Source organism: Mariniflexile sp. HNIBRBA6329, from assembly GCF_043558645.1.
GTDB lineage: Bacteria > Bacteroidota > Bacteroidia > Flavobacteriales > Flavobacteriaceae > Mariniflexile.
In genome coordinates this window covers 399,286-412,108 of record NZ_JBIFXS010000001.1, presented here as the reverse complement: position 1 = coordinate 412,108, position 12,823 = coordinate 399,286, and the positions used below count along the sequence as shown (strand labels likewise).

At 32.3% G+C, this 12,823-nt stretch carries 10 protein-coding genes; 2 read left to right on the top strand and 8 right to left on the bottom strand.

The window, feature by feature from the left end; all coding sequences use genetic code 11:
* Positions 1-7: 7 nt before the first annotated feature.
* The 7 genes from hsdR to ACGK9U_RS01650 form a co-directional block, all read right to left on the bottom strand.
* Positions 8-3,223 (bottom strand): type I restriction-modification system endonuclease, encoded by a 3,216-nt coding sequence (hsdR, locus tag ACGK9U_RS01680; RefSeq protein ID WP_394464623.1) that lies wholly within the window; start codon positions 3,221-3,223, stop codon positions 8-10.
* 79 nt (positions 3,224-3,302) lie between these two features.
* The gene (locus tag ACGK9U_RS01675; RefSeq protein ID WP_394464622.1) at positions 3,303-3,635 is read right to left on the bottom strand and encodes a hypothetical protein; all 333 of its coding nucleotides are present in this window, start codon (positions 3,633-3,635) and stop codon (positions 3,303-3,305) included.
* A 136-nt stretch (positions 3,636-3,771) separates the two neighbouring features.
* Entirely contained in the window at positions 3,772-4,503 is a 732-nt protein-coding gene (locus ACGK9U_RS01670; RefSeq protein WP_394464621.1) for a hypothetical protein, read from the bottom strand.
* 2 nt (positions 4,504-4,505) lie between these two features.
* Entirely contained in the window at positions 4,506-5,171 is a 666-nt protein-coding gene (locus ACGK9U_RS01665) for a hypothetical protein (protein WP_394464620.1), read from the bottom strand.
* Between the two features lies 1 nt (position 5,172).
* On the bottom strand, positions 5,173-5,460 hold the full coding sequence (locus ACGK9U_RS01660) for a helix-turn-helix domain-containing protein (RefSeq protein WP_394464619.1): 288 nt from the start codon (positions 5,458-5,460) through the stop codon (positions 5,173-5,175).
* Between the two features lie 97 nt (positions 5,461-5,557).
* On the bottom strand, positions 5,558-6,367 hold the full coding sequence (locus ACGK9U_RS01655) for a hypothetical protein (RefSeq protein ID WP_394464618.1): 810 nt from the start codon (positions 6,365-6,367) through the stop codon (positions 5,558-5,560).
* A 19-nt stretch (positions 6,368-6,386) separates the two neighbouring features.
* On the bottom strand, positions 6,387-7,685 hold the full coding sequence (locus ACGK9U_RS01650; RefSeq protein ID WP_394464617.1) for a phage integrase SAM-like domain-containing protein: 1,299 nt from the start codon (positions 7,683-7,685) through the stop codon (positions 6,387-6,389).
* A gap of 503 nt (positions 7,686-8,188) precedes the next feature.
* Between ACGK9U_RS01650 and ACGK9U_RS01645 the strand changes: the two genes are divergently transcribed.
* A complete protein-coding gene (locus ACGK9U_RS01645) occupies positions 8,189-11,623 on the top strand; it encodes a pectinesterase family protein (protein ID WP_394464616.1) in 3,435 nt (1,144 codons plus the stop codon).
* A 391-nt stretch (positions 11,624-12,014) separates the two neighbouring features.
* Positions 12,015-12,212 carry a PID-CTERM protein-sorting domain-containing protein gene (locus ACGK9U_RS01640; RefSeq protein WP_394464615.1) on the top strand — a complete coding sequence of 66 codons (198 nt, stop codon included), beginning with the start codon at positions 12,015-12,017 and terminating at the stop codon, positions 12,210-12,212.
* Position 12,213: 1 nt separating this feature from the next.
* On the opposite strand, the gene ACGK9U_RS01635 is transcribed toward ACGK9U_RS01640, so the two are convergent.
* Positions 12,214-12,804, bottom strand: a complete 591-nt coding sequence (locus ACGK9U_RS01635) for a riboflavin synthase (RefSeq protein ID WP_394464614.1) — start codon at positions 12,802-12,804, stop codon at positions 12,214-12,216.
* Between the last annotated feature and the right edge of the window lie 19 nt (positions 12,805-12,823).

Below are 12,823 nucleotides of genomic sequence, written 5' to 3'. Positions count from 1 at the left end.
AATTGGTTTAAGCTGAATACAAATTATCGTTTATAGTTTTTAGAATGGCATCCAGTTGATTTTCAAATATTTTATTAATACGTTTAAAGCCGCCTTCCTCTTTAAACGGTTCTTTGTCTAAATCTTCTTTAGACAGCACGGTTTCGGCAATAAGTTGCGCATGGAAACGCTCTAACCATTTTAATTGAATTTTATTCCAATCTTTCAAGGCATAAACAGTTTCAAATGCTTTATCAATGCGGTCTTTATGGCTAACCAAATGCACATCCAATGCCAGTGTGCGAATGTACGAAATGATATCGGCTGCAATATCCTCATTTTTGGCATTTTTCCAAGCTGCATGCAATGTTCTGGCATTGTAGCCTTCTTGGTCTAAAAGTAATTTTAATTCTTTAAGTGATGCCCGATCCAATGATGAAGGACGATTGCAAATTACTTGAATGGCGGCAATTTTATTTTTGTTTTCTTCAATAAATTTTTTAAAATTATCAATATAATCTTCCGGTTTTTTTGCGGTGCCATAATCACGCTCAATACCATAAAATTCATCTTGATGTTCAGATACCAATTGGTTTTTAGGAATATATATTTTGGTGTCCAAATAGTGCCAAAGGGAACCATAATTTTTTATAATTTGTTTGGTTTCTGAAGCTTTTAAATTTTGAAGTTTTTCAATTAAATCTTCAGGTGAAAGCCCGTTGGAAGCATACATAAATTCTTCCATGGTGTGTTCTTCTATTTTATTTCGTTTCCGTTGTAGTTTTGCAATAATTTGTTCTATTTGAGATTTAGTACGTTCATCAGAATCAATAAAATCAAGTTCTTCTACCAACTGCACAAAAGATACTTTTGGTTTTGCAACACTGGACATTTGGGTATAATCGCCCAGAGCTTCATGAACCCTAACCGCATCGTATATATTAAAGGCTTCCTTACCAATCTCATCGCATTTACGGGTAGCACGGCCTATCATTTGTTCGTATAAAATTCGAGAACCTACTCGACGTAAAAAGACTAAGTTGCAAATTTTAGGAACATCTATTCCAGTTGTTAGTAAATCTACTGTTACAGCAATATTTGGATATTTTTCGTTTTTGTATTCCTTTGTTAGTTGTTCTGGGTCATAAACATTACCCGTTATTTTTTGAATAGCATTTTGGTGCACATCCATGCCAATTTCAGCAAACTCTTCTTTTAGTATTTTTACAATATCGTCTGCATGAGAATCACGAACAGCAAAAATCAACGTTTTTTCGTCACTTTCGGGATCCAAATGCTTCACGAGTTCTTTACAAACTGTGCGATTGAAAGATTCGGTCAATACTAATTTATTGAATTGCTCTATTTCAATTAATAAATCATCTTCTAATTCGGCAAGTTCTTCAATAGTATTGGTTTCAGGATTAAAAACTTTTGGACGCTCTCCTTTTTTCCAAAGAATTCCTTCTTCGCTTAAACGGGTTTTTATACGGTTGGGAGGTTCGTGGTCAGCCAAATAGCCATCTAAAACAGCTTGCCTGTAGGAGTAGCTAAAAACGGGATTGCCAAAAATTTGAGTAGTATGCAAAGCAGGAGTAGCGGTTAAACCAATGATATAGGCGTTAAAATATTCAATAACCCGTTTGTACTGGCTTACGTAATCTTCTTGGTCTTTGAAATGGATGTCTTCGTCATCTATTTCACGATCTAGATTATAACCTCTATGGGCTTCGTCTATTATTATGCAATCGTAGGAGTCAATAGGTAAAGTGTCATTTTCCGAATAGAATAAACGTTTTACCATACTTTGAACCGTTGCAAAATGCAGTCTCGTGTCAGAGTCAGGGTTTTTATCTTTTAGTCCGTCTATTTGATATACATCGCCAAAAGTATTTAGGCGTTCAATTTTATTATCTTTATAATTGGCAATAGCCTGTAATGCTAATAATTTACGATCGGTGAGAAATAAAATACGTTTAAATCTATTAGATTTAATGAATCTGTACGATAGTCCAATAACGGTTCTTGTTTTTCCTGTACCCGTTGCCATAATTAATAATGATTTTGGGTTTTCAGGTTGAGTTAGTAGTTTGTTTTCGACGGCTTTAATAGCGTTTATTTGGTAGTCTCGAAGTGATAACCCTCCTTTTTCCTGAAGGTAATCATAATCGCTTTTTTCTAACCTTTCATTAATTTCATTAATATCTTTTTCATAAAGTCCAATTAAACCTTCCGGAGAAAACCAGCCTTTTTTGGCAGAAGGCCTATTTCGGTTGTTTCTAATATCTAAAAACCAAATCCCACTTTTTGTCTCCAGTTGTTCCAAATAATCTCGACCATTTGTTGAAAATAAGAATGGTGCTTTATAACCGTACCAATTGTTGAGTATTTCAAAATCATTACGTTGTTCTATGCGTTCTGCATAAATTTTAGATTGTCTTAAATCTGTAGAAATATCACTGGCATATTTTTTAGCTTCAACGATACCATATAATGTTTTTCCAATAAAAAGTGCGTAGTCCGCCCACTTACCTTCGCATGGCCATTCAGCAATAGCCATCATCTTTCCTTTTTCAGGAAGTGTTTTATTTGTTTTATAGTTTAGAATTTCTGTATCACATTCCCAACCTGCCAAACGAAGTTTAGGGTCTATTAATAATAGACGTGTATCTTTTTCGCTAAGCGTAAGGTTTTTAGCATTGTTTTCACCTCTTCTTTTTCTAGCGTCAGTTACCTGTTTGTTTTGATTAAGACTTTCAATTTTTGATTTATAATCTACAACTTGTTTAGATAAAGTTTCAAGTTGCGTATTTAACACTTCTATATTATTCTGTGGGTTAGGAGGTAACACATATTCTTTTATTTCAACATAATCGTTGTTGTAGGTTTCATAGAACCATTTAGACAGTTGGAAGCATTTTTTTAAAACAAACAACGCTTCTTCTCTTGACCCAGTTCCGTCATGAGTGGCTTTGTTCCCAGATTTTCTTATAGTGTGTAATAGTCCTTTAATTATTTCGGGTAATACGTTTTTATAATATAGTTGATTAATACGGTCTACTTGTGTGCCGCTGAAATAACCCAAGTCTTCAAAACTCCAAATTAATGCCGCTATTTTTTCTGAAAGTAACCGTGTTTTAGAAAGTGTTGAACTGGGGTCAATATGAATTAACTCTTCTGAAATTTCACAAATTGTAAATAATTCCGGATAATCGGATTTTAGAAAAGAAAAAGTTGAACCCATAAAATTTAAGAATGATACTTTTAAAAGTTAAATATAAGATAATATCTACATATTTGTTTTATTAATTTTTAAAAGGAAATCAATTTGTTTCTTTACCCTTTAATAAGTTCTTTAGTTCATTAATTTCCTTTTTTAAAGTATCAACATCTCCTTTTGTCGCGGGCAATGTATTAGGTGCAAATAATCGTTTAGCTCCATTTATAGCAGTGCTTGCAGCCAATGAACCAAGTGCAGCATTTGTTACGGAGGATACATTAACCTTACTCATTTTTTCAACGCGATCTTCTAAAGTTTGTCCGGAAGTCTTAATCTCTGTTGAGATAGGAATGATTTCTGCTTCGAGCCTAGTTAATTGTTGTTTTTGATAATGACCTGTCATATATTTATAGTTGTTTCTCTTATAGCTTGCCATGGTTTTGCAGCTACCAGTGCAATACAGGTGATTACGCCTTCTTGGTGTGAAGTTTTCGTTGCAATAGTTACATTTTTTTATTCTATTCATGGTTGTTTTGTGTTTTAATCCGTTAAATAAAGTTTAATTTAACCTATTATCTTCTTATGCTTTTTCCAGTTAATTGGATAACGTTGAACATTTCATAAAATCTATCAACTGTTCTTTGGTCATAATCGTCACCTAACCCTAATAAAGAACCGTCTATGTCATTTTCAAAACCTGGAAGTGGGTTCATTGTTAAATGTGTTTTATTCCCTTTGTCGCAACGGCGAATAATCAATTCCTTCATAATGTTTACGGAACCATAATTGTTTGCAATTTTTTCGGAATTTAGATCGTCAAAAAGAATTGTTCCGTTCGTATAAGATTGATAAAAGAAATCTTTATCAGCTCTAGTACTGATGGCTTCATATTTGTCTACGACCTCATATGTCGGTGATATTGTAAATCGGTGAGGAGGGTATTTTTTAAATATACTTTCAAAGACTCTCATTATATGTGTTTTACCAACACCAACATTCCCAAAAAGTAATAATCCTTTATTAAAGGATGGCGCAGAAATGTCTGAACGCAAATTTTGACAATTAAAAAACTCTTCAGATTCTAAAAAATAATAAAATATAGCTTCGATATTTCTAGCTACAACAGCATCGCACAAAAAAGGTTTACTAAAAAGTAGGCGATATTCACAGATAAATAAATTCCACAAAGTCTTCTTGTTAAAAGGATGTTCTCTTTTTGTTTCTAAGGAAGCGTTTTTAAGATTGTTTCTGATTTGATTAAAAATGTTGGGGTCATGATTGGGTTGTGAATTAAAATTTTCCATAATTATCGATTTGAAATTGTATTTTTTTGTTGATTATTTTTATTAGTTGTTTTCCATTCATTTTCGGTCCATTTTTTCAATCGTCGTTCGATTTCAAAAAAACCGCGCTGGCTTTCATATTTCATTTTTGTCTTTGCTGTATTAAATTCGCTCCAGTAATTAAAAAAAGCATTTAAAATTTTAGTTGAATATTGTGAGTGTTCAAAAACTTGTTTTTTGAATTTTGCTAAACGCAACTCTATTTTTTCTTTATTTAAGTTCTTTATTTTATTACTTTCTTTAGTTGTTGTTGGTGGATTGTTGTTCGTAAGTTGTTTGTTTTGGGTTTGTGTTATTTTTTGTTTGTTGGTTAGAACTGATTGGTGTTGCCTGTTGTTATAATTAACAATTGTTATTAGGGTAAACTTGTTTGTTGTTTGGCGTGTTATGTATCCGCTGGATTCGAGTTTTTTTAAAGCGGTTCTAATTTTTTGAATAGATAGATTCAAATCAGAGGCTAAGTGATTGGATGAAGTAATAAACTGCCCTCGCTTTACACTTATACCTTGCCATTTTTTATCGGTAAAGTTTGCTTTAAGTAAAATATGGATGTATAAGCGGCTAACCTCTGGGTTTTGGTACCATTCCCACTCTAATAAGTCTCTATGTAGAAATATAAAACCTATCATTCTATTCTTGTTTAACAAGTTTAGCGTAGATGTCGCTTTTTTTATAATAGACGCGGTTTCCCAGACGGTAAGAGGGCAGTATGCCATTTTTGCGCCAATTCCAAAGGGCTTGTTTGGAGCATTTAAGAAACTTTAAGGTTTCATCTACCGAGAGCAATTCTTCATTGTCCTTTTGAGATTGCTTGAATTTCTTAATGCATTCTTCAATTTTCTTATCTACACCAATAAGAACATTTGTAACAATATCTTCTGGGTTAGCTTGATAAAATATAGTTTGTTTTGAATCCATGTTAACTTATTTGAAGTTTTCATAGTTCAAAACTAATATTAAGAAGTTTTAATAATGATTAATTACCCTACTATAGGGTATCAACGGGTATTAATACTTAGTCTAGTTGGTCATACTTTGGTAAGAAGAAACCATTGGAAATTAATTTTTTGCTTATTTCTGTATTTTTATAATTTGTCGGGTTTAAATATAATTTTAGACTATTTTCTGAGCCTTGTCCAGGGATCTTAAAAGCGGCTAGAACATCCCTGGCTAATTGTGAATGGTTTACTCCTATCTTTCCTTTGTTTTTTCCGTTGTTTTTTTGCCCAATAGGTGGTTTAATGTAACCATTTTGAACTAGCATTGAAATGATAAAACCAAGTTGAGCTGAACCTGCTACCCATTCAAGCGGAGCAGGTAATAATCCTTCTACTAAGCTGTCTAATTTTTCTATAAAAGTTTTTAAAATTTCAACTCTTTTTAACAGTTCTGCTTTGTTCTTTCTTATTCCTGCTGTATAGTAGAAAAATGGAACTTCGTATTGATAATTTTTTATTACCCCTTCAGTTTCTGCAAAATCATCTTCTAATCTAATTTCTTTGTAATACCCTTCATGTCCCAAAGCAAACCCAGCATTATCAATAATATCTTGGGCTATAGGATCAACTTTATATTTAATTATCGAAATAAAATCATTAGGATTTTTACAATAATCATATTGATAGTAAATAAACTGCTCCAGATTTAAAATATCAATATCAAATAAAAATTTACGCAGGAAATGTTTTAAGTAGAAATCTTCAATAAGTTTTGGTTCATAGTAGTCAAAATTGTTTAAATCAAAGTTTGAATTTGTGTTTTTTTCATCCTCTTTCAATTTATTATAATGAATGTCATTAATAACAAAGGCTTCTTTGTAGTTCATAGTTGGGTATTTAAATTATTTAAGATTTAAAAAAGCTACTATCGGCAATTTTAATAGCCCTCTCTTGCGGAGTTACTTTGATATAGTTATAAAATTCCTTTTCTGTAGTATGGCCGCTTAAAGCCATGATATCTATTACAGGCATTTTAGAGAGGTATGCATTCGTGCAGAATGACCTTCTTGCTGTATGTGTACCAATTAATTTGTGTTTTGGAATCGTCTCTTCTTTTACTACTCCTCCAATAGTAATCTTTGTCAATACATTTTCTTTAATTTTTGCTTTTCTCGCAACTTTTTTAATATGCTCATTAATTTCCTGATCTGGCATTTTGGTAGGAAGTTTTCCTTTGTAACGTAATTTCATTATTTTTTTAATTCTTGGATGAACTGGTACATAAACAGTTTTCTTAGTTTTCTTTTGAAAAATTTCAAATACCTCTTGGCCCTCAAACTTTTTAATGTTTTTATATGTTAAGTTATTATAGTCAGAAACACGTTGTCCAGTATAGTAACCAATTAGAAAAATGTCTCTGGCTTTTTCCCACTCAGGAAGATCTGATAAGTTTAGTTTATAAATGGATTCAATCTCATCTACTGTAAGGTAGATAGATGTTGTTTTTTCTGAAACCCTTTTAAAGTCCCGGTGCTTAAATTTAAGATTTGTATTAACACTGTCCTCTGTAGCGCGGTTTAATAGGGCTATAACATTTTTAATATGTTTTCCGATAGTGTTTAGTGAAAAGTTTTCCTCTTCTAAAAAGGAAACAAATGAATAATAGAATGTCATATCAATTTTGTCGAAATCTAATTGATATTTGTGTTGGGAATCAAATTCTTTTAATTGTTTGATAGTTTGTTTATAGGATCTAATAGTGCCAGGGCTTAATTTCATGCTGGCAGCGTTAATAAGACCATTTTCTTTTGTTTCAACAAAATTTTCAGCGTATTTAATAAACGGAATCTGAGATTCTACTTGAGAAGGACTATTAGTTTTTCCTAATGCTTCGTTATAAATTCTTTTAAGAATGCTTTTGTTTTGTTTATCTGTTTCATCCAAATCGGACAAAGATTTGATAAAGTTTAATTCAATTTCTTTAAGACGATTGTTTATTTCTTCTCTATTGTTTAATGTAGAAATTGCTCTTACTCTTTGATTTTTGGCATCCCAATTTTTTACTGTAGTTTTATAACCAGTTGAATATTTTAACCTATTTCCTCTGCCAAAGCTGTAGTCAAAGATTATTGGAGTTTCTTTGGATGTGTTAGTTTCTTTAAGTCTGAATTTTACAGTGCCTGAAGTTAATTGTATTGAATTCATTTAATTATAATTCTATTAAAAGGGTACAACATTAGGGACAACATATTCTTTAATTATATGGATTTCAAATATAAACAAATTATTTGTATAACCTTGCAAACCTTGTAAATAAAGGGTTTATGATTATTTTATGGTAAAATAGGTTAACATAGATTCAAGTTAATTTAGGTTCAGGTGGGACCACTATCTACAAAGTCTTTCAAGTAATTGAAAGGCTTTTTTGATTTATAATGTCCTGTATTTTAATTGATGATATTATGTTAACAATGCTTGGTCTTAAAATTATTCGATCTAACTTTTATATTTTACATTGAATAGTAAAAGTGTTAACGGTTAAAAGTTATGTAAATAAAGTAAACACTATTTAAGGATTTATAATCAAAAAGCTTCATTATATCTGTTTTTTATGCTATTAAAATATTTTTATGTAATCGATTACTTTTTTTGACTAAAAAAGTGTATAATTGTATTCAACATTATTAAACTAAACTAAATTTTACATTATGAATTCAACTTTACGCTTAAAAAGGCATGGAGTCTTTTTTGCCTTTTTTATTGTTTTTTTGGCAACCGGTTTGCAATTAAGTGCGCAAACCGTTAATGAAACAGCAACTATTACATGGCCATTTAATTTGGGTACTGCTAATCAAGTGGCTACGTATTCCGGTTCGGCATCTACGGCTGATTACTTTAAACCAGATTACACAACCCTTGGAAGTAATTATAATTATAATGGTAGCAAAACAGAAGCAGCACAGCCAGGGATCACATATACTTCAATAAAAAATCCAGGAGGTTCAAATACGCCAACAGGTAATGCTGTGGGGAATCTTTTAAGCTTTAATATTACACCCGTTACAGGGTTAAACTTTTTACCTACATCCATAGCATTTAATTGCCAACGATTTGGAACGGGTTCGGGTCTTTTTGATTTATACTGGAAATCCAGTGATGGAACGTCTAAATTAATTCAAGCTAATGTAAAACCAGCACGTCAAGGTGCAGACGGTGTTAATAATGTCAATATAGATTTAACTGCTTTACCTTTACCCGCTATTACAAGTTCAAATGGTTTGTGTTCTTTAGAGATTTACATTCATTCATTGGGAGGTGGAAAAGATGTAGGTATTTCTGATGTGCAAATTATTGGAAATTTAACAGGAACGGTTGCTACTGTTACAACCTATACGGTTACAACATCTAATGTGCCAACAGATGGTGGAAGCATTACAAGTTTCCCAGTAGGCTCGGTACATGATGAAGGCACCGAAATTACTCTAACAGCAACCAGAAATTTTGGCTATCAATTTTCGCATTGGGCAGATGCAGCAAATCAACAGGTTTCAACAAATAACCCATATACATTCACATTAAATAGTAATGTAGATTTAAAAGCTGTTTACACAACAATAAATACATATTCTTTAGACCTAACAGTAAATGGAGGCGCAGCAGATTATATGGTTGATATTTCTCCTGCAGGAACGATGGTTAGTAACTCAAGAATGTACGAAGAAGGGGTAAATGTAGCACTAACAGCTAGTAACAACTCTATTCTTAATTTTTCAAATTGGGGCAGTGGTGAAACAAATGCAACTTTAAACGTTGTAATGGATGGAAATAAATCTATTACTGCGGAATATAATGCTTTGGAATATATTGTTGGATGGGATTTTTATAAAGCAGGAAACGCTGGTCGTCCTGCCGATTTTTCATCAGATGTTGTAAACGATGCTTCGGCTTTAATACTTCGTCAAGCAGATGGGACTCAAGGTAGTTGGTTAGACAAGTCATCGCCAGCAGGAGGTTACGAAGGTAGAAATGCTGCTGTTAATTGGAAACCTATTGCCGATAAATATTATTATCAAATTAGTTTCAATGCTACAGATTATACAGACATTAGTGTAAAAGCGTCCATGCTTTATAACTATAATGCGTATTCAAAACAATTATGTGAATATTCAATAGATGGTACTAATTTTACTCAAATAGGCACTATAGATTTAGTGAATGCTAAAACCTATTACGACGGAGTATTTACGTTACCATCAGATGCCAATAACCAATCTGCAGTGTATATTAGATGGATTCCAGATTATAATTCAAGTATTATTGGGGCAACCGCAACGAATGATGGTACAACCATTTCTGGTATATACGTTTTTGGAACAGAAGCTGTTTTTAACGATGGTATCGCACCAGTTCTTGTAAATTCTGTGCCTGCTAATAACGCATCTGGAGCATCAGCAACTGGAAAAGTAGTGCTTAATTTTGATGAGCGTGTTAAAATAGCAGATAATACAACCGCTACACTTGATGGCAAAAACTTAACACCTGTTGTTTTTGGCAAATCAATTTCATTTAATTATTCAGGGTTAGATTATAATACACAATACACATTTGAATTGGCAGGAAATGTTGTGTCAGATTTAGCAGACAATACAAAAACAGAAGCTATTTCAATTACTTTTACAACACTTAATAAACCAACAGTAACAAAAAAAGCATACGATTTTATAGTGGGTGTTGATGGCGATTTCGCTGCGGCATTGGCTGCTGCTCAGGCTGCTTCTTCAAGTGGAGAAAGATTCTTTATATTTTTCCCTAACGGTCAATATGATTTAGGAAATACAACAGGAGATGCTACACAGCAAACTTTTATTAATATTCCTAAAGTATCTTTTATTGGACAAAGTACAGATGGAGTGGTGCTTTTTAATGAGCCTCTTGCAGCAAATGAAGGTATTGGTACAACGCCAACTATAAACTTCCAAACAAATTCTAAGGATATTTACATGCAGGACATTACCCTTTTAAACAAAATGGATTATCGTAAAGGCGCGTTTACAGGAAGAGCGGTTGCTTTAAGAGATCAAGGGGATAGAAATATTTATAAAAATGTTAAACTTTTAAGTAATCAAGATACTTTTTATACAGGAAGTAACAGGATTTATCTTGAAAACAGTGAAATTCATGGTACAGTAGATTTTATATTTGGTGGAGGTGATGTGTTTTTTAATGAATGTGATATTTATTTAGAAGATCGTACAGGCAACCATGTAACAGCAGCAGCCACGGCATCAAGTTGGGGGTATGTATTTAGAGATTGTACTATAGATGGTTTCCCGTCTACCAATGGAACGTATAAATTAGGACGTCCATGGCAGAGTAGTCCTAAAACAGTATTTATTAATACTATTATGAAAGTGCTGCCAGCAAATGAAGGTTGGTCTGAGTGGGGTGCTGCTCCATCCGTTTATGCAGAGTATAACAGTTTAACATCCTCAGGCGTACCAATTGATTTATCAGGAAGAAGAACTACTTATAATTACACAAATGGCGGAGGAGGAACAGTGGTGCTTAATCCAGTTTTAACCCAAGGACAAGCAGATTCTTATACTATTGAAAATGTATTAAGTGGAACAGATACTTGGCAACCAACATTATTTACAGAACAAGCATCTATACCAGTTATTTCAAGGTCAGGTTCAGTACTTAATTGGGATAATGACGATTATGTATTAGGATGGGCTGTATTTAAAGACAATGTGTTTGTAGATTTTGTAATTAGTAATAGTTACACAATTCCAGGAGGAGCTTCTACGGGTGTTTATACTGTTAGAGCAGCTAATGCTATGGGAGGTTTGGGAGTTTCTTCAAATCAAGTTGATATTAGTTTAGGTATTAAAGAAAATAATTTATTAGGTGTTAAGGTCTATCCAAACCCAGTACTTAATGATGAAGTTTTTGTATCCATACCTAAAATATCAACAAATACAACCATGTCTCTTTTTGGCTTTGATGGAAGACTAATTGTGAAAGAACAGATAAAAAGCAATAAAACTATAATTAATATGTCTAGTATTCCGTCGGGAGTTTATTTGTTAAAAGTCGATTCGGAAGAAGGCTCACAAGTATCTAAAATAATTAAAAATTAGAATACTTAATTGAAATTTGAAAAGCCAGTTATAATTTTATAACTGGCTTTTTTATTGGAAATATTGGTAAATCATATAAGTACTTTTCATAAAGCAAAACTTCAATTTCGGTTTTATCTATTCAAAAGATGTAATTATTTAAAAACCAATGAAAATCAGGCTTTTTTAAATTTAGTTTCTGTACTATTTTATATATATTTGTCACGTTGATAAAAAAAATGAGGGATTATTTTTTTGTATTTAGATACTTTTTATAGAAGTAGTATCGTTTTTAAATACTTTAAGTCAAAACAACAAATAACCGCATCTTGTCGATTATTTTTGCGTTTCGCAGATGTTTTAATTGTGCAATTATTTTGCCTGCTTATTTTTTTTTATACATTTGTACCCAATGATAATACAAAACAAAAGAATATTTGCCTCAATCTTATTTGTATTAATAAGTTTTGTATGCGTAGCCCAAGGAGGGCCACCTCCACCTGGACCACCACCTGTGGGTTTACCTATTGATGGAGGTATATTGGCAGGTATTTGTGTTGGTCTATTTTACGGTGTAAAAAAGCTGATATTTAAAAAAGACAACGGTTAGTTTACTTTCCTAGTTCTAATAGTCTAGATACATATTTCCCTAAAACATCAAATTCTAAATTAACAACAGTGCCTTTTTTAAAGATGTTAAAATTGGTGTGATTATATGTATAAGGTATAATTGCCACGCTAAAACTGTCCTTTTTAGAATTTACAACCGTTAAACTTGCTCCGTTTACGGTAATCGAGCCTTTTTCAATAGTAATATTGTTAAGAGAAGAATCATAACTAAAAGTAAATATCCAACTTCCATTGGCTTCTTTAATATCTGTGCAAATGGCGGTTTGGTCTACATGCCCTTGTACAATATGGCCATCAAGTCTATCGCCTAATTTCATGGCACGTTCTAAGTTTACTTTATCACCAGTTTTAAGTGTTTTTAAATTGGTTTTTTTTAAGGTCTCTTGTATTGCGGTAACGGTATATTCATCATTATTAATACTTACAACAGTTAAGCAAACACCGTTATGTGCTACACTTTGGTCTATTTTTAATTCAGGGGTGATACTGCTTTTTACTGTGATGTGAAGATTGTCTAATTCGGTTTTTAAATTTGAAATGACTCCTATATCTTCAATTATTCCGGTAAACATATATATGGTTTGTTTATTT